Origin of the sequence: Roseibium album, assembly GCF_001404515.1 — a bacterium.
Lineage (GTDB): Bacteria > Pseudomonadota > Alphaproteobacteria > Rhizobiales > Stappiaceae > Roseibium > Roseibium album.
In genome coordinates, this window is the sequence record NZ_CXWE01000002.1 from 646390 (window position 1) to 667739 (window position 21350).

The 21350-nt window shown below is 55.6% G+C and carries 21 protein-coding genes and 1 tRNA gene; 8 read left to right on the forward strand and 14 right to left on the reverse strand.

Annotation, left to right across the window (positions count from 1 at the left end; all coding sequences use genetic code 11):
* Positions 1 to 5 precede the first annotated feature (5 nt).
* Positions 6 to 1331, reverse strand: a complete 1326-nt coding sequence (gene fliI, locus LA5095_RS08190; RefSeq protein WP_055113768.1) for a flagellar protein export ATPase FliI — start codon at positions 1329 to 1331, stop codon at positions 6 to 8.
* A gap of 372 nt (positions 1332 to 1703) precedes the next feature.
* Here fliI and ctrA point away from each other — a divergent pair, with 372 nt between their 5' ends.
* The gene (gene ctrA / locus LA5095_RS08195; RefSeq protein ID WP_029064643.1) at positions 1704 to 2396 is read left to right on the forward strand and encodes a response regulator transcription factor CtrA; all 693 of its coding nucleotides are present in this window, start codon (positions 1704 to 1706) and stop codon (positions 2394 to 2396) included.
* 162 nt (positions 2397 to 2558) lie between these two features.
* Here the strand turns inward: ctrA and LA5095_RS08200 are convergent, their stop codons facing one another.
* Complete coding sequence (locus LA5095_RS08200) at positions 2559 to 3053, reverse strand: RidA family protein (protein WP_055114302.1); 495 nt, start codon at positions 3051 to 3053, stop codon at positions 2559 to 2561.
* A gap of 139 nt (positions 3054 to 3192) precedes the next feature.
* Between LA5095_RS08200 and LA5095_RS08205 the strand changes: the two genes are divergently transcribed.
* A complete protein-coding gene (locus LA5095_RS08205; protein ID WP_082442654.1) occupies positions 3193 to 3879 on the forward strand; it encodes a helix-turn-helix transcriptional regulator in 687 nt (228 codons plus the stop codon).
* A gap of 272 nt (positions 3880 to 4151) precedes the next feature.
* Here the strand turns inward: LA5095_RS08205 and LA5095_RS08210 are convergent, their stop codons facing one another.
* Positions 4152 to 5120: an MBL fold metallo-hydrolase gene (locus LA5095_RS08210; RefSeq protein ID WP_055113772.1), complete on the reverse strand. Its 969-nt coding sequence runs from the start codon at positions 5118 to 5120 to the stop codon at positions 4152 to 4154.
* Between the two features lie 305 nt (positions 5121 to 5425).
* Here LA5095_RS08210 and LA5095_RS08215 point away from each other — a divergent pair, with 305 nt between their 5' ends.
* A complete protein-coding gene (locus LA5095_RS08215) occupies positions 5426 to 6349 on the forward strand; it encodes a LytTR family DNA-binding domain-containing protein (RefSeq protein WP_055113774.1) in 924 nt (307 codons plus the stop codon).
* A 36-nt stretch (positions 6350 to 6385) separates the two neighbouring features.
* Here the strand turns inward: LA5095_RS08215 and LA5095_RS08220 are convergent, their stop codons facing one another.
* From LA5095_RS08220 to LA5095_RS08250, 7 genes are all read right to left on the reverse strand, one after another.
* Entirely contained in the window at positions 6386 to 7270 is an 885-nt protein-coding gene (locus tag LA5095_RS08220) for a CheR family methyltransferase (RefSeq protein ID WP_055113776.1), read from the reverse strand.
* Entirely contained in the window at positions 7267 to 8484 is a 1218-nt protein-coding gene (locus LA5095_RS08225; protein WP_055113778.1) for a protein-glutamate methylesterase/protein-glutamine glutaminase, read from the reverse strand. Before LA5095_RS08225 ends, LA5095_RS08220 begins: the two co-directional genes overlap by 4 nt.
* Before the next feature lie 21 nt (positions 8485 to 8505).
* Complete coding sequence (locus LA5095_RS08230; RefSeq protein WP_029064636.1) at positions 8506 to 8871, reverse strand: response regulator; 366 nt, start codon at positions 8869 to 8871, stop codon at positions 8506 to 8508.
* 33 nt (positions 8872 to 8904) lie between these two features.
* On the reverse strand, positions 8905 to 9396 hold the full coding sequence (locus tag LA5095_RS08235; protein WP_055113780.1) for a chemotaxis protein CheW: 492 nt from the start codon (positions 9394 to 9396) through the stop codon (positions 8905 to 8907).
* Complete coding sequence (locus tag LA5095_RS08240) at positions 9393 to 12191, reverse strand: hybrid sensor histidine kinase/response regulator (protein ID WP_055113782.1); 2799 nt, start codon at positions 12189 to 12191, stop codon at positions 9393 to 9395. The genes LA5095_RS08235 and LA5095_RS08240 overlap by 4 nt, the downstream gene beginning before the upstream one ends.
* Positions 12192 to 12324: 133 nt before the next feature.
* A complete protein-coding gene (gene chpT / locus LA5095_RS08245; RefSeq protein WP_055113784.1) occupies positions 12325 to 12969 on the reverse strand; it encodes a histidine phosphotransferase ChpT in 645 nt (214 codons plus the stop codon).
* Between the two features lie 173 nt (positions 12970 to 13142).
* A complete protein-coding gene (locus LA5095_RS08250; protein ID WP_055114304.1) occupies positions 13143 to 13598 on the reverse strand; it encodes a YHS domain-containing (seleno)protein in 456 nt (151 codons plus the stop codon).
* A 155-nt stretch (positions 13599 to 13753) separates the two neighbouring features.
* Here LA5095_RS08250 and LA5095_RS08255 point away from each other — a divergent pair, with 155 nt between their 5' ends.
* The 3 genes from LA5095_RS08255 to LA5095_RS08265 all read left to right on the forward strand — a co-directional run bounded on the left by LA5095_RS08255 (position 13754) and on the right by LA5095_RS08265 (position 16713).
* On the forward strand, positions 13754 to 14359 hold the full coding sequence (locus LA5095_RS08255) for a DUF1134 domain-containing protein (protein WP_055113786.1): 606 nt from the start codon (positions 13754 to 13756) through the stop codon (positions 14357 to 14359).
* Between the two features lie 127 nt (positions 14360 to 14486).
* Positions 14487 to 15869 carry a coiled-coil domain-containing protein gene (locus LA5095_RS08260; RefSeq protein WP_208992593.1) on the forward strand — a complete coding sequence of 461 codons (1383 nt, stop codon included), beginning with the start codon at positions 14487 to 14489 and terminating at the stop codon, positions 15867 to 15869.
* Positions 15870 to 15930: 61 nt separating this feature from the next.
* Positions 15931 to 16713, forward strand: a complete 783-nt coding sequence (locus tag LA5095_RS08265) for a DeoR/GlpR family DNA-binding transcription regulator (protein WP_029064630.1) — start codon at positions 15931 to 15933, stop codon at positions 16711 to 16713.
* Between the two features lie 65 nt (positions 16714 to 16778).
* Here LA5095_RS08265 and LA5095_RS08270 read toward each other — a convergent pair.
* Positions 16779 to 16854 (reverse strand) — tRNA-Glu (locus LA5095_RS08270).
* Positions 16855 to 17010: 156 nt separating this feature from the next.
* A complete protein-coding gene (locus tag LA5095_RS08275; protein ID WP_029064629.1) occupies positions 17011 to 17367 on the reverse strand; it encodes a hypothetical protein in 357 nt (118 codons plus the stop codon).
* On the opposite strand from LA5095_RS08275, the gene LA5095_RS08280 reads away from it, so the two are divergent.
* Together LA5095_RS08280 and rpoH are read left to right on the forward strand one after the other, a co-directional pair.
* Entirely contained in the window at positions 17366 to 18391 is a 1026-nt protein-coding gene (locus LA5095_RS08280) for an RluA family pseudouridine synthase (RefSeq protein WP_055113790.1), read from the forward strand. The two genes, LA5095_RS08275 and LA5095_RS08280, sit on opposite strands and share 2 nt — an antisense overlap.
* A gap of 176 nt (positions 18392 to 18567) precedes the next feature.
* A complete protein-coding gene (gene rpoH / locus LA5095_RS08285; protein WP_029064627.1) occupies positions 18568 to 19458 on the forward strand; it encodes an RNA polymerase sigma factor RpoH in 891 nt (296 codons plus the stop codon).
* Between the two features lie 99 nt (positions 19459 to 19557).
* Here rpoH and LA5095_RS08290 read toward each other — a convergent pair whose 3' ends face one another.
* Positions 19558 to 20499 (reverse strand): ABC transporter substrate-binding protein, encoded by a 942-nt coding sequence (locus tag LA5095_RS08290; RefSeq protein WP_055113792.1) that lies wholly within the window; start codon positions 20497 to 20499, stop codon positions 19558 to 19560.
* 22 nt (positions 20500 to 20521) lie between these two features.
* Entirely contained in the window at positions 20522 to 21277 is a 756-nt protein-coding gene (locus tag LA5095_RS08295; RefSeq protein WP_082442655.1) for an ABC transporter permease, read from the reverse strand.
* Between the last annotated feature and the right edge of the window lie 73 nt (positions 21278 to 21350).

The following is a 21350-nucleotide window of genomic DNA, read 5'->3' on the forward strand; positions in this document are numbered from 1 at the left end:
GCAGTCTACCCCTGAGTCATTTCCAAAAGGTTGGCGAGTTGAAAATATCCGTCAGAAAGTGACGTCGCCTCGTCTTTTCCCTGATTCAGGAAGTCATCGATCAGTGTAAACCGATGGATGGCCTCGTCAACGGTCGGGTCTGAACCTTTCCTGTAGGCTCCCAGGCGAATGAGTTCCTCCATATCCGTATATGTCGACAGCAATTGCCTGGCTTTGCGAAGGACCGGCAGATGTTCGGGCGGAACGCAACGCGGCATGGTCCGGGAGACAGACTTCAGAACGTTGATCGCCGGATAGCGTCCACGCTCCGCAATCGCCCGTTCCATCACCACGTGCCCGTCAAGGATGCCGCGGACCGCGTCGGCCACCGGCTCGTTGTGGTTGTCTCCTTCCACAAGGACGGTGAACAGGCCCGTGATCGAACCATCACCCGTTTTGCCGGGACCTGCTCTTTCCAGAAGGCGGGGCAGTTCGGTGAACACAGTCGGTGTATAACCCTTGGACGTCGGAGGTTCGCCAACAGACAGCCCGATCTCCCGCTGGGCCATTGCGAAACGGGTGACGGAATCCATCATGCAAAGGACGTTGCTGCCTTCGTCACGAAAATGTTCGGCTACCGTCATGGCAAGATATGCCGCCTGACGGCGCATGAGAACACTTTCATCGGAAGTTGCGACAACGACGACGGAGCGCGCCAGTCCGTCCTCTCCCAAGTCGTCTTCAATGAACTCCTGAACTTCGCGTCCCCGCTCGCCGATAAGGCCTATAACGGCCACGTCGCAGTTTGTGTTGCGCGCCAGCATGGACATCAGGACGGACTTGCCGACACCCGATCCGGAGAAAATCCCCATGCGCTGGCCTTCGCAACAGGTCACGAACGTGTTCAGCGCCCTTACGCCGAGGTCAAGTGGAGGACCGACCCTCTTGCGCTCTGACGCCGGCGGCGGAGCGCTTCGCAATTTGCGAGGCACACCGCCGTTCGCAACCTCGCCCTTGCCGTCGATCGGTTCGCCAAGTGCATTCACCACCCGGCCAAGCCAGGCATTGCCGGGATGCACCACGCTCTCGCGGGAACTGATGACGGCTTTGCAGCCCATCCGAACACCCTCGAGACCCGAAAACGGCATGCAGAGCGCGTGTCCGTCGCGGAAACCGACCACTTCAGCGGGAACTTTCGGGTTATCCTCACCGCTGTCGATTAAAAGACGCGAGCCGACACTCATCTCGTGAATCGGTCCCGCGATCTCCACGAGGAGCCCCTGAACCGCAGTAACCCGCCCGTAAATCTCGGTCGGCATGTGCGAATCAATTTCGGCGAAAAGCGCCTTCAAGGAAGATTCCTTTCGTAGTTAACGGTTTTGGTAATCTTTCGTTTACGACTCTGGTTAATCTTAACCTTTGGAAGGCTGACAAGCGAGAGCCATTTCGAAGTCAAACCGGCTTTGTCGAAAGGAATCTGAACGGAATCGGTTATGCCGATTTCTTAATGTTCAACATTAAGCTTTATGAATCTGCGTTTTTTATTGGGATTCAACAAGTTGCTGGTTGTTCACAGATTCATTTCGCTGGAGCTTGCCGCTGCGAATCATATTTTGTTAACCATTAACCGGTAGCTTTGAGTCGGGGTTAACAACAGTCCTTCGTAGCAGGCACCGACAGAGCCGTTGCGACTTGCCCAGGAAAGGCAGAACAAGGGGATTGGCATGCGTGTATTGTTGATTGAGGATGATAGCGCCACGGCGCAGAGCATCGAGTTGATGCTGAAGTCCGAGAACTTCAACGTCTACACGACAGATCTTGGCGAGGAAGGTATCGACCTCGGCAAACTGTACGATTATGACATTATAATGTTGGATTTGAACCTGCCGGACATGTCCGGATACGAGGTTCTGCGGACACTGCGTGTGTCCAAGGTCAAGACACCGATCCTGATCTTGTCCGGCAACGCGGGCATCGAGGACAAGGTTCGCGGCCTGGGGTTTGGCGCTGACGATTATATGACCAAGCCGTTCCACAAGGACGAACTGGTCGCTCGCATTCATGCGATCGTCCGCCGGTCCAAGGGCCACGCTCAGTCGGTGATCGTAACCGGCGATTTGAAGGTCAATCTGGACACCAAGACCGTGGAAGTTGGGGGCCAGCGCGTCCACCTGACCGGCAAGGAATACCAGATGCTCGAACTGCTTTCGTTGCGCAAGGGCACGACACTCACCAAGGAAATGTTCCTGAACCACCTTTACGGCGGCATGGACGAGCCGGAGTTGAAGATCATCGACGTCTTCATCTGTAAACTCCGCAAGAAACTGGCTTCCGCGACCTCCGGAAAGAACTACATCGAAACGGTCTGGGGCCGTGGATATGTTCTGCGTGAACCGGAAGTCGAGGCTGCGGCCTGACACCAAGGCAACTGAAGAATTCGAAAAGCCCCGGTTTTCTGGGGCTTTTCTATTGCATGGAGCGCCTTGTACCCGTTGATTTCGCCAACCAGGCTCCTGAATGGCGCGGGTGGCGACTTGTTTCAGGATGGATAATCATCCTCGGCGCAAGTCGTGTGTTCGCTACTGTTGAGGCAGAACAACGATGGCTTCCACTTCGAACAGCATCGGGTCGATAGCGAGCTTCGGAACGGGTATCAGAGTTTGTGCAGGGAGTGTTTCGCCGAACATGTTCCTGACATTTTCCGTCAAGACCCCAAGCTTCGACGGATCGTGATCGACCACAAAGACAGAGAGTTTTGCAACCTGATCCGGTGATGCGCCCAGCGATTCAAGAACCGTTTTCAGGTTGGCATAGGCCTGTTGAACCTGCTCCGAAAAGTCATCCGAATAGGTCCCGTTGGCACTGACACCACCTTGTCCGGAAACAAATGCAAGCCGCGCACCGGCCGGCGCGACCACAGCCACGCTGTAACCATGGTCCGAGGGATCATGAAGCTTGTCCGGATTGATGATGGTGAGCTTGTCCTGATTGTTGCCGGCGTCGGCAAGGCTTGGGAATGTGGGCATCATTGTCAGGGGTCCTAGAATTGAGAGAATCGTTGTCAGACGGGACATGCTGGTCTCCTTGACCTGCTGTTCTGGGGTGGATTTTTCTGCGCTGCCCATAGATATTCGCCACCTCCTGACAATTCCTGTCAGTAGCTCTATGCTCAAATTCACTCAAACGGGTTGAAATGAAAACCGGAGGATTTGCGTGAGTCGTTCAGATCGTCTTATTCGCCTGATGCAGGTATTGCGACGATTGCCTTCCCCGGTAACAGCATCACGGCTGGCCGAGGAAATGGAGATTTCGGAACGCAGCATATACCGCGACATTCAAAGTCTCAGGTCGTCAGGAGCAATTATCGACGCCGAGGCGGGCTTTGGTTACACGCTGACGGAAGATCCTTCGCTGCCACCGATGCATTTTGACGCCGACGAGGTGGACGCACTCGCTCTCGGTCTGCATACCGTATCAAAACTGGGCAATTCCGAATTCACCCATGCGGCACAAAATGCGCTGGTGAAGCTGGAGGCAAGTCTTCCCCAAAACATGCGTCAACGGTTGAGACATGCGACGGTTGGCAGCCATATCATGCGCAATACACCTTTCTCCGAAGCCGACTTTTCCGGGCTTCGCGAATCAATCTGGAACGAGCAGGCGGTCTTCCTCGAATATTTTGACCTGAATGATCGATGTTCGAAACGAAAAGTCTGGCCGCTTACCATCTATTTTTTCAATGAAGTACAGGCTTTGATCGCCTGGTGTTGCCTGAGGCAGGATTTTCGCATGTTTCGCCTGGATCGGATCCGCTCGATGGAGTTCCTCGACGAATTCTTTCGTCCGAAACGTGTGGGACTGTTGCGCGAGTATTTTGAAAGAGAAAAAGAATGTGAATGACCTGGTACCGGCGCCCGCCGTGCAAACGCGACCGATATCGGTCCGGTCATGTATTTGCCAAAACACATTCACATCCGGATGGACACAGGCCAATCAAACTGATCGGTCACTCATCGCAGTCTGTTCTCATGGGTGCCTGTGAAGACGACCGTCTCTTCGGAAAACCCGGCACGAACGAGAGTGTGGTCCGCCGAGAAATACTCAGCGGACCACATATCCGTTCTGAAAAAGGCGTCAAGCCCGCCCTTTCCCGTTTGTCACTATCGCTTTGTCTAGAGATGCATCTGGTAAGACGCCGGGACATACCGGAAACCTGCGCCGTCACTGGCTACATAGCCGACCGCGGGGAACGGCATGTGATATCCGACAAAAGGAATCTTGTCTGCCGCAAGCATTCCGATGAGCGACTTGCGGGTCGCAGCGGCCGCTTCCTTGTCCATGTCAAAGCGAACTTCCCAGTCAGGACGCGCCAGCGACCAGACGTAGTGATTGGCCGTGTCCGCTGCCAGCAGCAGTTGCTGACCACCGTTTTCAAGCATGTAAACGGTGTGTCCAGGTGTATGCCCATGAGCATCCACTGCCGTGATACCCGATGCGACCGATTCGCCACCCTTCAGGAACGTCATCTTTTCAGCCAGCGGCTTGACGTTTTTGGCCATCAGCTTTGTAACGCCATTGGCCTCGGGATCCATACCTGACCAGAAGTCGTATTCCGTTTGCCCGGTGACATAGCGGGCGTTCGGAAAGGCTGGAGCCCCAGCTTCCATCAAACCGCCGATATGGTCAGGATGCATGTGAGTAATGACGACCACATCGACCTGTTCCGGCGTGTACCCGGCGCTTTCCAGTGCAGCCCTCATATTGCCGCGTGCGGGACGGCCTCCTTCACCGACCCCTGTATCAAACAGGATCAGTTCGCTGCCGGTATTCACGAGCGTCGGCGTAAAGTAGGCCTTGAAAGCGTCTGCGGGGATGAAGTTCTCTGCAGATGTCGTTGTAAACGTATCCGCATCGACATTCATGCCGAACGTTTTTTGCGGTTCCTTGACGCTGACAGCACCGTCGAGAAGCGTGTTCACTTCAAACTCGCCGACCTGGTAGCGCGCAACAGGCGCGGTCATGGCTCCCTGTTTGTCCGCTGCTGCTTGTGCAAGATTTGATGTCATCAGGCTCGCGCCGGCAATTGCACCTCCAGCGCCCAGCAGCGCGGAGCGCCGTGTCAGTTCAACTTTCAATCCCATGTCAATCACTCCGGTAGCCTGTCATATTTACGGTGGGGGCCAAGGCAGCAGGGTCATCCCGAATACTGCGCGGATGGACGATCACGTTTCGCCCATCGCTGTGCCCTTGCGGTCAAAGTGGCGCAACGAAAACGAAAGGAAACCCGCTACTTCTTCAAAGACGCGTTATTTCGCGACTTCTTCAAACTTGGCGATCAGAGGAATATTGTATTTTTTACAACAGTTTAAGTTATAAATTTTTCATGCTTCTTGAATGACGCGCCAGTTGCAGCCTACTTTGGACGGCTGAAAACACGAGCCACGCAATGATCCGCGACAAAAACATACAGATATTTCTTCTTGCATTGGCCGCCGCCTGGCTTCTCGCTTCGACGCAGATCCAGCGCCCCGAAAACTGGTCTCTCGCTGGTCTTTACCTCTATTGGTCCGTTCGAATTCTCCTGGAAGCCGGCTTGTTCGTCGCCTTTCTTGAATTGTTTGCAAGATTGCCCGGTCTCAGGGACCGCTTCAGGCTGAACGCGGTCGTTGCAGCACTTGTCAGCCTCGTTCCCTTTGCTCTTGCGGTAACCGCGCTCGATCTTATCCTGGGATTACCGGAACTCGGTGAGCTTGTAGGATCGGGTGCATCGGTCGAAGCCGGCAACTCCGTGACCGGTCGGACCCATATCGGGTCCTTCCTCCTCGAACTCGTCTATCTTTCAGACAATCATCTTGTGCTCTGCTTCCTGCTTTCAATTCCCTTTTTGCAGCTTTCTGGCTCAACGCCGGCAGCAAGCACTGAAGAGGCGGCATCAAACCAGGCGCTTCCGTTTGAAATGAAAAACCGTGATCTTCGAATCGCCACCTCTCCTGCGGACGACAACCGGATACATTCCGTTCGCCCCGGGGAAATGGGCTTCCAAAGGCACCTGGACACCCCTCTCGATGCTCCGGTTCTGCGTGTCGAGGCTCAGGAACACTATGTCCGCCTGGTCACGGTCAGTGAAACGCGGATGGTGCTTTACCGTTTCAACGACATTGTCTCCGAATTGCCCGGCGAGGACGGCATGCAGGTTCATCGCAGCCACTGGGTGACGTTCCAGGCCATGGCTCGGGTTGTCCGCGAGGACGGTCGGACCTGGCTCGAACTGACCGAGGGAACAAAGGTTCCCGTGAGCCGGAAATATGCCGAAAAGGTTCGCAAGAAAATCAGCCAGCTGTCTCCGGATACGAAAAAGGCGGTCAACTGACCGCCTTTCAAGAAAACATCTGTCATGACAGTGCGGTTACCGGCGGAACCCGACACCGCCACCGACAGCCAGTCTCGGACCTGCAGCAGAACCTGTTCCTGCCTGCACGGCTTGCTTCTTCTGAAACAGTCCCCGTTTTCCAGGTACCGGCTTGAACGCATCGGTCAACCCGACCACTGTCTCCGCTGCACCGAGAACCAGAAATCCGTCATCTGGAAGCGTCTTTGCAAGACGGCCCAGGATTTCCGATTTGGTGGTCTGGTCGAAATAGATCAGAACATTCCGGCAAAAGACAATGTCGAACTCTCCCAGATGCGTAAAGCTCTCAAGAAGATTGAGTTTCTTCCATTCGATCATCGACCGCATCTCGGCCGTGATTTGCCACATGTCGCCCTTCTGATCGAAATATTTCAGAAGCATCTGGATCGGAAGGCCGCGCTGGACTTCAAACTGGCTGTAGAGACCGGCTTTTGCCTTTTCCAGCACTTCCAGCGACAGGTCCGTCCCGAGAATCCGCGTTCGCCACCCTGGTAGCTTGGAAGCCTCTTCCTTCAGACAGATACCCAGCGAATAGGGTTCCTGGCCGGTCGAGGCGGCCGCACACCAGATCTTGAGCTGCCGGCGCGATGCGCGCGCCTCCTTCAGGGCAGGCAGCATCGTCTCCTTGAAATGATCAAACGGCGTCTTGTCCCGGAAGAAGAACGACTCGTTGGTCGTCATCGCTTCGATAACATCGGTTTCCAGCGTCCGGTTTGATCCGCGCTGCAACGTCTGTATCACGGCACTCAGGGTCTCCAGTTTCGAGCTTCTGGCGATCGGCAGCAACCGGCTTTCGACCAGATACTGCTTGTCGCTCGAAAGAACCAGTCCGGAGCGCGTCTTGAGAAAGGTCTTGAGGAATTCAAACTCACCTGGAGTCATCGTGTATTCCCCTTCAATACGCGTGCAATCTTCGGCCCAATCTGGTTGAGCGGCAGGATTTCACAACAAACCCCGGTTTGTGCCGCAGCACCTGGCATGCCCCAGACGACGCTGGTGGCCTCATCCTGCGTGATCACACTGCCGCCACCGGAAGCAATCGTTTTCACACCGTCAGCGCCATCATGTCCCATTCCGGTAAGAATCACCGAAAGAACCGCAGAACCGTAGGCCTTGGCAACGCTGTCGAACAAAGGATCGACTGCAGGTTTGCAGAAGTTGACCGGCGGGTCGTCCGTCAGACGGACTTTCACGGCGCCGGCGTCCTTCTCCAGGATCATGTGTTTACCACCCGGGGCAACGTAAATAGTACCGGGCTTGAGGACTTCACCATCCTCGCCTTCCTTGGCAGGACGAAGAGCAGCCTTGCCCATATGTTCCGCAAGAATGGAGGTGAATGTCGGCGGCATGTGCTGTGTGATGACGACGGGCACGTCGTTCATAGCCGTGCCGACTTCCTTCATGACGTCTTGCAGCGCCTGTGGACCGCCGGTTGACGAGCCGATCGCAAGAATGCGTGGCCGCACGGAAGAATATGGTCGTGTCTGGAACTTGGGAGCCGCGGCAGCGGCAGGCTGTGCGGCACCTCGAAAGCTTGCACGCGTATCCGTAGTGGGACGGGCCGAAACGGGTTTGACCGGCTGGGAGCTCTTTCCCGCGCGCGTTTCGGCGCGCATTGTCCTGGCAGGTCCACGCATACGAATGGCACGCGCACCCAGCGCCTTTACCTTTTCGATAAGCTCGCGACGGAAATCGATAGATGTCGTGACCTCGGAATTCGACTCGGGCTTTGGCACATAGTCGGCAGCGCCGAGCGAAAGAGCCTTCAGGCTGATCTCCGCATTGCGGCGTGTCAGGGTCGACGCCATGATCACGACCAGGTCCCGCTTTTTCGCCAGCATGAGCGGCAAGGCGGTCATGCCGTCCATTTCCGGCATCTCGATGTCGAGTACCACGACGTCCGGATTGCTTTTTTCGATATCTTCTACAGCTAGCTTGCCGTTCCTATGGGAACCGACAACTTTGAGGCCCTTGTCTTCCCCGAGCCAGCGGGTCAGAAGACCGCGAATGACCACAGCATCATCGACAACCATGACCTTGATCGGGTCGCTGCTCGGGCTGGCGCCAGCAGAAACACTTCTTTGCGCGAATGCCATTAATGACCGTCCAACTCAATACTAAATAAGGCCGACTTCCTGAAACTTGGCTTCGACAATTTCCCGGTCGAACGGTTTCATGATGTATTCATTCGCTCCTGCACGGATCGCCCTTGCAATATGTGCAACGTCGTTCTCAGTCGTACAGAACACGACAACCGGGCTTTCTCCGCCATCTTCGGCACGAAGGCTTGTCAGAAATTCCAGACCGTCCATCACCGGCATGTTCCAGTCCAGCAGAATGGCGTCAGGCATCGTGCTTCTGCACGCGTCGAGAGCCTGCTGGCCGTCCTCCGCTTCAGTAATCTCGAAGTTCATGTCTTCGAGTATCCTGCGTGCCACCTTACGGATGACACTGGAGTCATCAACTACAAGGCACTGTTTCATCGGGCGTTACTCCACTCATGGGCCGTTCGGCCGTTACGCTGCTACCATCGGTTCGGTAAACATTGCACCTAGAAGACGATCGACATCCAAAATCACCATCAACTGACCGTCCAGGCGATGAACGCCGCCCGAAATCTCGGCCCAGCGACGATCCAGGTTTGACGGATTCGGCTCTGAGGAAGCTGCCGGCAACGTCAACACTTCACCGACGGTATCGATGACGAGGCCATAGCTCTCCAGCTTGTACTCGATGCCGACCGCCATCATCTGTTCGTCTTCCAACGGCGGCAGATGCAGGCGGCGACGCATGTTGATTGCAGTGACAATGCGTCCGCGCAGATTGAGTACGCCCTGGACTTCCGGAGCAGACATTGGAACCCGCGTCACGCTCTCGGGAACGAACACATCATGGACCTGGGAAATCGGCAGGCCGAAAAGTTGACCTCCTATGACCACTGTCACGTATTGGATCATGTCACTGGCGGTGCCGGCGTCCGAATTGGTTTTGTGTTCGAGCACACTCATGCTGCAACTCCCAGTTCGTTGGAGAAGACATCCTTAAGAGCCGCGATCAGGCCGGGACGGTCGAACTTGGCGACATAGTCATCAAAGCCGGCCTGACGACCGCGCTCGATCGATGCAGGTGTCACCATCGAAGACAATGCCAGGATCGGAATGTTCCGGAAGCGAGGATCCCGGCGCAGGGATTCACAGAATTCGAACCCGTTGATTTCCGGCATCTCGATATCGCTGACGATTGCATGGAACTTGTCACCGTTCTCCAGCAACTCGAATGCCTGCTGCGGACCGATGCAGGTTGTCACGTCGTAACCTGCCGCTTTCAATACCGGTGTCAGCATGTTGCGGAAGAAGGAACTGTCGTCGACGAAAAGGACCTTTTTCGTCAGCGCCTCGATGTCCATTTCCTTGCGCATGAACCAGTCTTCGAAGGCCTGAGGCAGGTAGTAGCCAAGGTCCAGAATTTCCGTCGCCCGTTCCTTGACCACTGCGGATCCCAGGACCCCAGGACGTTCGGAACCGACTTCGATATTCATGCGGTCTTCGACAATATCGACGATTTCGTCGACGACCAGACCCATGGAACGGCCGGAGTCCGAGAACACCAGCATCGGCTGGGTACCTTCGGTTTTGTGGCCATCCCCGTCGTTGACATAAACCAATGGCATGAGGGAACCGCGATACTGCACAAGATCCCTGCCGTTTGAGCGTTCGATCTTGGAAACTTCGAATTCCTCCAGGCGCGTGACCAGTGACAGCGGCACGGCCTTTGGCTCCGGCGCACCGGCACGGAACAGCAGAAGCGAAATTGCGTTTTGGCTGGACATGGACTTGCGCTGCAGGCCTTCCTGCTCTTCGTCCTCCGATTCAGCGACCGAGCTCGAAGCGTGGCTTGCCATTGCACCGGCGATGCCGTTCGGATCAATGATCATGATTACCGAACCGTCACCGAGGATGGTATTGCCGGAGAACATGTTGAGGTTGCGCAGCATGGAAGACATCGGTTTGACCACGATTTCTTCCGTATGGAAAACACCGTCGACCACGACACCGAACGTCTGGCTGCCGACCTGCATGACAACAATGAAGCCGTTGTCGGAATCGATCGCCTGATCGACATCCTCGCCTTCGTAGATACCCAGAAGCTGGGACAAGTGAACCAGCGGCAGAAGCTTGTTTCGAAGCCTGAGTACCGGCGTGTCCTTGATCCGCTCGATGCGGTGCTCCGAGTTTGTCTGGACGCGGACAAGTTCCACGACGGACAACTGCGGAATTGCGAACCTGTCACCGCTCGCCTCGACGATCAGCGTCGACACGATGGCAAGCGTCAGCGGGATCTTGATAATGAAGCTGGAGCCCTTGCCGGTTGTCGAGCGCAAATCGACGGTACCGCCGATCAGTTCGATGTTGTTGCGCACGACATCCATGCCGACACCGCGTCCGGAAACGCTGGTTACCTCGGCAGCGGTAGAGAATCCGGCCGCGAAGATGAACTTGTGGATCTGGGAATCCGTCATCTTCTCGAATTCGGCTTCCGTGGCCAGGCCACGTTCCAGAACCTTGGATTTCACTTTCTCGACATCGATGCCCTTACCGTCGTCGCGGACTTCGATGATGATATGTCCGCCTTCATGATAGGCGGCAAGAGTAATGGTGCCCTTTTCCGGTTTCCCGGCAGCCCGGCGCTCATCAGGGCCTTCCAGACCATGGTCCGCCGAATTCCGGACCATGTGTGTCAGGGGATCCTTGATCATTTCAAGGACCTGACGGTCCAGTTCGGTATCCGCACCGATCATTTCCAGTTCGATCGGTTTTTCCAGTTCCTGGCTGAGGTCGCGCACGATGCGCGGCAACTTCTGCCAGGCATTGCCGATCGGCTGCATCCGGGTCGCCATGACCCCTTCCTGCAATTCCGCGGTCACATTGGACAGCCGTTGCAGTGGAACCTTGAATTCACTGTCTTCGTGACGACGCACGATTTCGAGAAGCTGGTTTCTCGTCAGCACAAGCTCTGACACCATGGTCATCAGGTGCTCGAGCGTATCTACGGCGACACGAATGCTCTTGTTTGAAACACTGCCGCCGGCAGCCTTCTTTTCCCCGCCTTCAGTACCCGATTTCTGCGCAGCGGCTTTCTTCAGGGGCTCGGCTTTGGCTTCGGTCTTCGCGGCAACCGGTGCAGGGGCAGGTTCGTCCACCTCTTCTGCGATGTCCTCGGCCTCGACGATCTCCACGTCCGCGACCTCGACTTCGATCTCGGTTTCCTGGAACGCACGTTCCAGTTCGTCGAGAGAAACCTCACCTGGCCGCAGCGGACGTTCAAGGGTTTGATCCGGATCGTCGTCATCGGCAGCGTCCGCCTCGGCCGGCGCTTCTTCAGCTGCCTCGGCTTCGGGTTCGGCGCCACTCGCCATTGCCGCATCGGCCTTGGCAGACATGTCCTCGAGTTTACCGACCAGCTCGCTGTCGTCCCCTTGCGGCTCTTCGCCTTCGGCGGCTTCAAGTTCTGCAAGAATGTCCTTGATCTGGTCGATCGAAATCAGGATCAGCGACACTGCTTCCTGAGTGACAGGGGCGCCGTCACGGAATTTACCCATAAGGGTTTCAGCCGCATGCGCAATTCCTTCAAGCCGGGGAAGGCCCAGGAAACCACAGGTACCCTTGATCGTATGCACCAGGCGGAAAATGTTATTCAGAATGGTTGCGTTGTTCGGTTCTTGCTCGAATTTTACGAGTTCAACGTCAACAACATCGAGACTCTCGTTCGTCTCGGTAATAAATTCCCTGAGGAGGTCGTCCATGGCCTGCTCTCACCCGACTTGTTACTGGTTCCGCATCCGGAAACGGATGTCTGGACCGAAAAGTCCATGAGAGTAGGTTGACCTCAAAGAGTTAAGATACGCTGAAACGTATGGAGACTTTTAACTTCGACTTTTAGACCTTCGGGAGGGCCGTTATTTTTACTGACTCTTCTTGTTTATCTATTGTTAATACCATGCCGGATTCACGGGCGAGCAGCAAAGTGTAGATCGGTTGAACGGAGTGGGCATCGACCCTTTCCGGCTCTTGTCCGTCAAGAGTTTCCTTCATTCCCAGTGGGATGCGCGGATTGAGACCGCTTGCCAGCAACGTGAAGGATGGCGATTTCGGATCCCCCTCCATCTCAACCTTGATTTCGCCACCGCGCGGAACGCACTGATTGGCGATCAGGATAAGGTTAAGCAGAAGCTTGACGTAATTTTTCGGCATCAGGTGCCTGGAAACTTGCCAAACTAAATCAGATTTTTCGTTTTCCATAAATCCTGTGGCAACGACTTGCGCGTCACCCAGATCTATCTCTGCACCCGCCGAACCGGCGGCCCCGAATGCCAGACGTGCGAACTGCAATTTGGCGGAGGCCTGACGTGCGCTTTTGCGTATGAGGTCCATCGCAAACTCGCGCATGTCCTCCGAACCTTCTTCGTCGAGGACTTCCAGACCGTTCGTGATTGCACCGACCGGACTGATGATGTCGTGACAAACGCGGCTGGCAACTAAAGCGGCAAGATCCAGAGAGGTAAGCTCTTTAAGTGCGGACATGGCGGTGTAAGGCTCTTCTACAGGGTCCAAGCGAAACTATGATTCGCAATAATTCGCGCAAGCGTTACACATCCTAAAAGCTGCTGCCAAGGCGGCGGCCGGCTGCAAGCCGGGTCATCCAGATGAAAGTTGCCGTTTTTACCGGTCATGCGAAATACCTAGGCGGAAAATGACTACTTTTCCGGCATGCAGCCGACGCTGGCTGCATTCTCTTGGGCGTCCTTCACAAGTTGCCCACCATTGACGACGAACAGAAAACGGTTGACGACCGAGTGAAAGAAGACGAGTCGCCCTTCGACGACGGCATAAATGTACGGGCTGCCTGCGGTGGCGAACCCTTCCGACAACGCATATCCGCCGCATCCGGCAAACATGGGGGCATAAGTTTCCGGGTTTCGCTCGAACGCGGCCATGTTGCCCTCGTTGACAAAGACCCATTCGGCACCGCCCCAGCTGAGTTCGTGCCGGCGATCTCCCTTGCGCGGCTGCCCGTCCACGAAGTAGCTGACAGGATCATTTCCGCCAATTGCATAGCCGGTAATCGGATCGGGGACGAAAAGCTGGGGACGCGCGACGCCTTTTCCGGCAAATATGCCCAGAACAGCCATCACGGCAAGGGAAAGACACATCAACGTCTTTTTTTCAGGCCAGCTTTTCATTGATTCGGCTATGAAGAGTACCGAGGCTTGCGCGAATCAGTTTGATTCTATTGCGTTCCAGCGTACGGGCTGAGGCACTTTAAAACAATGCGCCTCATCCGGCAGATGATGAGGAGTCCCAATTAATGGCGAAAAGAGACTGGCAAGTAGCATCCCTGTTGAAAGCTGCGATTTTGTGCTTTTGTCTGATTGCCGTTCCAAACTCAGCCATGGCTCAAACGTCCGGCGCAGCACCGATCGACAGTGCACAGACCTACGATGAAGACGAGATCCTGAAAACCGGCCATGAATTTTTCGGTTCGGTCTCCGGTGGTCTGGCCTCTGTTATCGAACGCGCCTTTTCGAGATACGGCGAGCCGAACGGCTACATCCTGGGCGAAGAAGGATCAGGCGCTTTCGTTGCCGGCGCCAGATATGGCGAGGGGCACCTCTACACGCGCAACGCGGGCAATCACAAGGTATTCTGGCAAGGCCCTTCGCTTGGGTGGGATTTCGGCGCCGACGGCGCGCGCGTCATGATGCTGGTCTACAGGCTTCCAGCCGTTGATTCGATTTATGATCGATTTGCGGGCGTCAATGGGTCGGCCTATCTCGTTGGCGGCGCGGGCATGACCGTTCTGCTCAGAAACGAAACCGTCCTTGTTCCCGTCAAAGCGGGTGTTGGTGCGCGCCTCGGGCTGAACATGGGTTACCTGAAGTTCACTCCCAAACCGACCTGGAATCCTTTTTAATTGGCAAGCTAAGTCTCGGCAGAACATGTAACATGCCGATCAGCCAACGGCTCGACAGCTCTTGGCTGCGAGGCCGGTGTCGTCTAATGATTAAGTATCGGCTTGGGAGAACGACCGGGAGCCCGATGTGATTGAAGCGGTAATGTATGTTGCACTGGGGTTTTGCACGGCCGGTCTGATCGGCTTGGCAATCCTGCCTGCTTTTTACCGCAGGGCGGCACGCCTGACCGAGGAAGCACTGCGTGCGGTCAATCCTTCGAGCTACGCCGAAGTCAGAGCCGCTCAGGATCAGGCAAGGGCCCGTCATGCAATCGAGCTCAGGCGGGTGGAGCGTCAACTTGATGGCGAACGGTCGAAAGCTGCCAGGCATCACCTGGAAGCCGCGCGGCTACGAACAGAAATCGACGAGCTGAACCGGTCTCACAAATCACAGATATCCGATCTTGAAACGAAATTGGGCTCCCTTCATGGTGATCAGAGAGCCGTCGACCTCCTGACGTCTGAGGTAACCGCACTCAAGCAGAAGCTGGCAGACTCCGAAAAGGCACTTGCTGAAAGCTGGAAATTGCCCGATGACGGCAAGATTGAAACCAGGATGCCTGAAAAAGACGAAGACGGTAGCGACTGGTTGCCTGCAGCAGACACGATGACCCTGGCGACGATCACGGGTCTGGAAGCTGAAGTCGCCACGCTCAAATCCAGGCTGGCCAAGCACGAACCGATCGTCGCGGAAGAAATCGCAACTTCTGCCGGCAAGATGGAAAAATCGCGGCTGTCGGAACTCGAAGCTCAATTGGTGGATACGAATTCGAAATACGTGTCGGCGCAGGCGGAAGTAACCCGGCTTTCTCACCTGCTGAGCAGCGCAGGTGCCGGCGGTTCCGAGCCAAAGGAAGAACTGACCGATCAGCTTGAGGAACTCACCAGGGAAAACGCGCAGCAAAGGTCCGAACTGAACAACAAGGAACGCGCACTCGAACGTGCGACCGGACAGGTCGAAAAACTCAAGATCGATCTGGCAAATACCCCGGCCCTTTCCAAGCTCCGAGAAGAATTCCGCGCACTGGCTGCCAAGATTGCCGGAGCGAATGCAATTTCAGCCGATGCGAAAGACGCAAAATCGGGTGAAGACACAACGCTGCCCGTCGCTGAAGTCGAAACCGCCCTTGTCGAACCTGCGAAAAGCGGGGAACCGCAGCCAGGTCAAAAAAAGCGGACACAGCGTGTCATTGTTCCCGGAGACAAGATAAAGAAACCTGCGACGATAAAGGTCAGTGTTTCGAAAGTCAGTCCGCCCGACGAAAATTCCCAGGCACCAAAATCTGCCGATATCGCATCAGCGGCAGAAGCGCTTGTCAGCAGGGTCGTCGCCTCCAATCGCAAGACGACGCGGGAAGAAAGTGCCGGCGACAGCAAAGCGGCGGAAACGACGGATACAAGTACCGGTACAGAACCTGATGCAGAGTCCCAAACAAAATCCGTCAAACAAAAAAAGAAAGATGTGGCTTGATCTTAGGGGACAAGGACGGTCTTTTAGGTGAATGTGTCGACACCTGAAGAGCTTTCGATAAATGCTGATTGAACGCCACAACGCAATCCTGGAACTCGCCCGGCAGATGGGACGCGTCAGCGTCGATGATCTTGCAAGGCGTTTCGATGTCAGCCCGCAGACAATCCGCAAAGATCTCAACGAACTGTGCGACCGCCGACTGCTGGCCAGAACGCATGGTGGCGCTCTGCTGTCTTCCGGCATCGAGAATGTTGGCTATGAAGCGCGAAGAATTATTTCCAGCAAGGAAAAGGCGGATATCGGCGAGAGCGTTGCGGCACTCATTCCGGACAACACCTCGATCTTCATAAACATCGGGACAACCACGGAAGCCGTTGCCCAGGCGCTGCTTCAGCATCGTGGCCTGATGGTGATCACCAACAACATCAATGTCGCCAGCCTTATGCGCGGATATTCTCAGATTGAAGTTGTTATCGCGGGAGGTGTCCTGCGGCATTCGGACGGCGGTATTGTCGGCGAGGCTGCCGTCGACTTCATGCGGCAGTTCAAGGTCGATTTTGCGGTCATCGGTGCGTCTGCGGTCGATCCGGACGGATCCCTGCTCGACTACGACTATCGCGAGGTCAAGGTCACCAAGACCATCATGGATAATGCGCGCCATGTCATTCTTGCAGCCGACAGCACAAAATTCGAACGCACTGCGCCGGTAAGGGTCGGGCATCTGTCACAGGTCACCACCTTCGTAACCGACTATTGCACCGATCCGAATTTTGCAAAGATCGCCGCCGAAGCAGAAGTAAATCTCATTGAGACCGGGCAGCGGCTGGAAACTGCCCGGCTCTGAACAATATCGACGCCGACAGCCAGCAGAACCGGTGCTTTTCCATAAAACTGCAATTGGGAAAAGAGTGGCACGCCCAACGGGACTCGAACCCGTGTTTCCGCCGTGAAAGGGCGGCGTCCTAGACCGCTAGACGATGGGCGCGCAATACCTGAAAAACTCTGTTTCAGGCCGAGGACCGTGCGTATAAGGCTGCATGAGTGAAGACGCAACCCCTTTTTTCGGTTTTTGGCACGCACCTGTTCACAACAGCTCAGAGCGAGGGCGGACGGCTCGGCACAGGATGGCAGAAGCACCGGGTTACCGCGCAACAAATTCCGTGCGGCCTATCTGTTTTCCCGAAAGCGGGTCAATGCGCAGCAGCGCGGTTTTGCTGCCTTCCCGCACAAGCACCAACATGATGCTTTCGGCAAAAGTCACCTGCAAGACTTCGGCATCGGGCCCGATGACGACAGTCGAAGCAAACGCATCCGAGGGCACGCCGGACTCATTGGTATTGATCTTGTAGAGAATTGCTGCAAAGACAGCGATCAAACCGGCGAACATGATAAGAGTGGATCCGAACAAGAGACGTTTCAATCTCGCCTGAACGCGTTCGGCTGCCGGATCTAGCGGCGCTTCCTTCTGGTCTTCTTCCCGAAAATCAGGTTGTGACATGACAGACAATTCCCATGAAGATCCTGCCGAATTCGACACGGATTTCAGATTAACAGTTGATGCAGCCGATGCCGGGAAAAGGCTGGATGCGGTTCTGGCAGCGCATATCGACGCGCTTAGCCGCAATAGGATCCAGTCTCTAATCAGGTCAGGAGACGTCACCGTCGGCGGCGCGAAGGTAGTGGAACCTAAATTCCGGGTCAATGAAGGGGATCCACTTGCGCTTTCCCTCCCCGAGCCGGAGGATCCGGAACCGAGCGGTGAAGACATACCGATCGCCGTTGTATTCGAGGACGAGCATCTCATCGTAGTCGACAAACCGGCAGGTCTTGTCGTGCACCCCGGCGCCGGTAACTGGACAGGCACGCTCGTTAACGCCCTGATCCATCACTGCGGTGACAGCCTGTCCGGCATAGGCGGTGTCAGACGCCCGGGCATTGTTCACAGGATCGACAAGGATACGTCTGGCCTGCTGGTTGTTGCGAAAACCGATCAGGCACATCAGGGTCTGGCAGCGCAATTTGCTGATCATGGCCGAACAGGTCCGCTTGAACGCTCCTATGCAGCTCTCGTGTGGGGCGCGCCCTCCAATCTCAAGGGCACGATCGATACAAATCTTGCCCGTTCGCAGTCTAACCGGCAGAAAATGGCCGTCGTCAAGACAAGTGGCCGCCATGCGGTAACGCATTGGCAGGTCAGGGAGCGGTTCGGCGCTGCGGACCAACCTGCCCTCGCCTCACTGATGGAATGCCGCCTGGAAACCGGCCGCACCCACCAGATCCGCGTTCATATGACCCATATCGGCCATCCACTGATTGGCGATGATGACTACGGTTCAGGGTTCAAAACCAAAATCAATCGTCTCGACGAACCTCTCAAGACCGTCGTTGGAGCTTTCGATCGCCAGGCACTGCATGCAGGCCTGCTCGCCTTCGAACATCCGGTTAGTGGGAAAACATTGCGTTTTGAGAGCCCATACCCGGCTGATTTTGCAAATCTTTTGTTATCATTACAAAATTTTTAGGATGAATTTCTGCAATCTTGCCATGCAATCGGCAATTTCCAACCTATATTAAAAACTCTTGTGTGCCTTTATGGACACGACTATGCGTCCGCCTTTCCTTTGACAGGGCTTGCTTGCGTAACACTGCGGAGCAGCGGGAGGAAGAGGTCGCAACCTTACGAAAGGGGGTGCATGCAATGGCCCAAAACGTACCTACTCTCACAGCCGGGGAAGGCGGTCTGAGCCGCTATCTGGATGAGATTCGTAAATTTCCAATGCTGCAGCCGCAGGAAGAGTACATGCTCGCCAAGCGGTATAAAGAGCATGAGGACCCTGCAGCCGCCGAACGCCTGGTCAATTCCCACCTACGCCTCGTTGCAAAAATAGCAATGGGATACCGCGGCTATGGACTGCCGATCGGCGAGGTTGTCTCTGAAGGCAATGTCGGTCTGATGCAGGCTGTGAAACGCTTCGAGCCGGACAAGGGTTTCAGGCTGGCAACTTACGCCATGTGGTGGATTAAGGCCGCCATTCAGGAATATATTCTGCGATCCTGGTCCCTCGTCAAAATGGGGACCACTGCGAACCAGAAACGCCTGTTCTTCAACCTGCGTCGTCTGAAAGGCAAGATTCAGGCCCTTGATGAAGGCGATCTGAAGCCACATCAGGTCAAGGAAATCGCAACCCGCCTCGGTGTTTCGGAAGAGGAAGTGGTGTCAATGAACCGCCGTCTGGGCGGTGATGCCAGCCTGAACGCACCGGTACGCGCGGAAGCCGACGCTGGAGAATGGCAGGACTGGCTTGTCGATGAAAGCGACAGCCAGGAGACCTTGCTGGCAAATCAGGAAGAACTTGATATGCGCCGCAAGCTGCTCAGCGACGCAATGGACGTGCTTAACGAACGCGAACGGCGCATCTTCCAGGCACGTCGGCTGTCAGAAGACCCGATGACGCTGGAAGATCTCTCTGGTGAATTTGGCGTGAGCCGCGAGCGTGTTCGCCAAATCGAGGTGCGCGCCTTTGAAAAGGTGCAAAAGGCCGTGCGCAACAATGCCCGGGCACAGGAACACCAGCAACCGGTCACCTGACACGTTACGCACTGCATTGAATTGGAAACGCCGGAGACATCTCCGGCGTTTTTTTTCATTGTGAACCGAGGGTGGAACGCGCTGCGTCAAACCTCGTGTCTATCGGATCTCGACCGCGTATGTATCCACCGGCACGACTTTGCTGATCAGCCCGGCTTCGGCCATGAATTCTGCAAATCGCTGATAGCGACCTTCGTCCAGGGAACCGGGACGTTTGGCAAACCGCGGCAGTGTGTCGGCCCAGGCGCGCTTGTTCAATTCGTCATTCAGGTGCGGATAAGCCTCGATGAACGCGTTCCACGCTTCCTCGGGATGATTGGTCAGATAGATCGTCGCTGCTTCAACAGCGGCCAGGAACTTGACGAACCGCGGATCATCTGTCTGATCCTTGTTCACCACGTAGATCAACTCGTCAAAAATCGGCACGCCGTTTTCTTCCGGGAAGAATGCAGTCCCTTCCTTGCCTTCGATTTCGAGTTGTGTGAGTTCGAAATTGCGATAGGCGCCGATAACGGCATCCACCTGGCCGGACATGAGTGCTGGAGACAAGGCAAAGTTGACATTGACCAGTTCAACGTCATCCATCGACAGGCCCACGGATTTCAGCATTTGCCCGAGCATGGCATCCTCAAAACCTGAAACCGAAAACCCGATTGTCTTGCCTTTCAGGTCCTTCAGTTCCTTGATGGGACCGTCTTTCAGAACAATCAGGGAGTTCAGCGGTGTCTCGACAAGCGTCCCAACCCAGGAGACCGGCAGGCCTTCTTCAACATGCGCGTGCAGGGTTGGCTGATAGGAAATCGCGATATCACCCTGTCCGGCAGCCACCAGTTTCGGCGGCATGGCAGGATCGGCAGGCTCGATCAACTCGACCTCGAGGCCTTCGGCTTCGAAAAACCCCAACGTCTGGGCCGTAATCACCGGCGCATGATCAGGATTCGTAAACCAGTCCAGAAGAACTGTCAGTTTTTCAGCAGCCTGAACCGGAGCGCTCGCAAACAGCGCGGCAGCGACAGACAGGGACACTAGTAGTTTTTTCATTCAATCCTCCAGTGTACGGCAGTCAGATTTCGACCTGCCAGGGAACGAGAATTCGGGTGAGATGTTCAACGGCGTAGCGCATGGCCAGCACCATCAGAGCAAGAAGGATGACGGCAGCAAACAACATGTCTGCATTTCCGCGCGCATTGGCCTGCAGCATGATGAATGCAAGGCCACCCTTGGCGCCGGCCCATTCGCCGACGACTGCACCGATAGGCGCAAAGACTGCAGCCACGCGAATACCGGACGCAAATGCCGGCAGCGCTGCTGGTGCACGGAACATTATCAGTTCCTGAAATCGCGACACGCGATAGAGCCTTGCCAGATCCGAAAGTCCGGGATCAAGTCGCCGCAACCCGTCATATACCGTTGAAGTGACGGTAAAAAAGATAACCAGAATGGCCATGACGATTTTGGAAGACATTCCAAAGCCGAGCCAGAGAACCAACACGGGAGCTATAGCGAAGACGGGAAGTGCTTGCGTAACCAGAATGGTCGGCATGATCACACGTCCGGCCAAGGGAAACAGCCAGATGGCAATCGCCAGGATCGAACCGCACAGGACACCCAGAACAAAGCCGATAACCGTTTCGGAAGCCGTTATACCCGCGTGGTGAAACAGGAAACCGGCGTGTTCGGGAAATGTGAGGATCACCTCCACCGGTCCAGGCAACATGAACGAGGGTGGCTGGAAGGCGGCCACAAGCAACGCCCAGACCGCGAGGACGGCAAAGACTGAAAACAGGAATCTCATGCCCACTTGCAGCAACACCTTCATGCCAACTCTCCGGTGGCACCTGGCGCATAGTGGACATTTTGTGCGGCAGACAATCTTCGCACATGCGGCGATT

What these genes read in the sequence shown, in the direction of transcription:
- ctrA (WP_029064643.1), top strand. Translation starts at nt 1,704, where the DNA reads ATGCGTGTATTGTTGATTGAGGATGATAGCGCCACGGCGCAGAGCATC.
- LA5095_RS08200 (WP_055114302.1), bottom strand. Translation starts at nt 3,053, where the DNA reads ATGTCCCGTCTGACAACGATTCTCTCAATTCTAGGACCCCTGACAATG.
- LA5095_RS08210 (WP_055113772.1), bottom strand. Translation starts at nt 5,120, where the DNA reads ATGGGATTGAAAGTTGAACTGACACGGCGCTCCGCGCTGCTGGGCGCT.
- LA5095_RS08215 (WP_055113774.1), top strand. Translation starts at nt 5,426, where the DNA reads ATGATCCGCGACAAAAACATACAGATATTTCTTCTTGCATTGGCCGCC.
- LA5095_RS08220 (WP_055113776.1), bottom strand. Translation starts at nt 7,270, where the DNA reads ATGACTCCAGGTGAGTTTGAATTCCTCAAGACCTTTCTCAAGACGCGC.
- LA5095_RS08225 (WP_055113778.1), bottom strand. Translation starts at nt 8,484, where the DNA reads ATGGCATTCGCGCAAAGAAGTGTTTCTGCTGGCGCCAGCCCGAGCAGC.
- LA5095_RS08230 (WP_029064636.1), bottom strand. Translation starts at nt 8,871, where the DNA reads ATGAAACAGTGCCTTGTAGTTGATGACTCCAGTGTCATCCGTAAGGTG.
- LA5095_RS08235 (WP_055113780.1), bottom strand. Translation starts at nt 9,396, where the DNA reads ATGAGTGTGCTCGAACACAAAACCAATTCGGACGCCGGCACCGCCAGT.
- LA5095_RS08240 (WP_055113782.1), bottom strand. Translation starts at nt 12,191, where the DNA reads ATGGACGACCTCCTCAGGGAATTTATTACCGAGACGAACGAGAGTCTC.
- chpT (WP_055113784.1), bottom strand. Translation starts at nt 12,969, where the DNA reads ATGTCCGCACTTAAAGAGCTTACCTCTCTGGATCTTGCCGCTTTAGTT.
- LA5095_RS08250 (WP_055114304.1), bottom strand. Translation starts at nt 13,598, where the DNA reads ATGTGTCTTTCCCTTGCCGTGATGGCTGTTCTGGGCATATTTGCCGGA.
- LA5095_RS08255 (WP_055113786.1), top strand. Translation starts at nt 13,754, where the DNA reads ATGGCGAAAAGAGACTGGCAAGTAGCATCCCTGTTGAAAGCTGCGATT.
- LA5095_RS08265 (WP_029064630.1), top strand. Translation starts at nt 15,931, where the DNA reads ATGCTGATTGAACGCCACAACGCAATCCTGGAACTCGCCCGGCAGATG.
- LA5095_RS08280 (WP_055113790.1), top strand. Translation starts at nt 17,366, where the DNA reads ATGACAGACAATTCCCATGAAGATCCTGCCGAATTCGACACGGATTTC.
- LA5095_RS08275 (WP_029064629.1), bottom strand. Translation starts at nt 17,367, where the DNA reads ATGTCACAACCTGATTTTCGGGAAGAAGACCAGAAGGAAGCGCCGCTA.
- rpoH (WP_029064627.1), top strand. Translation starts at nt 18,568, where the DNA reads ATGGCCCAAAACGTACCTACTCTCACAGCCGGGGAAGGCGGTCTGAGC.
- LA5095_RS08290 (WP_055113792.1), bottom strand. Translation starts at nt 20,499, where the DNA reads ATGAAAAAACTACTAGTGTCCCTGTCTGTCGCTGCCGCGCTGTTTGCG.
- LA5095_RS08295 (WP_082442655.1), bottom strand. Translation starts at nt 21,277, where the DNA reads ATGAAGGTGTTGCTGCAAGTGGGCATGAGATTCCTGTTTTCAGTCTTT.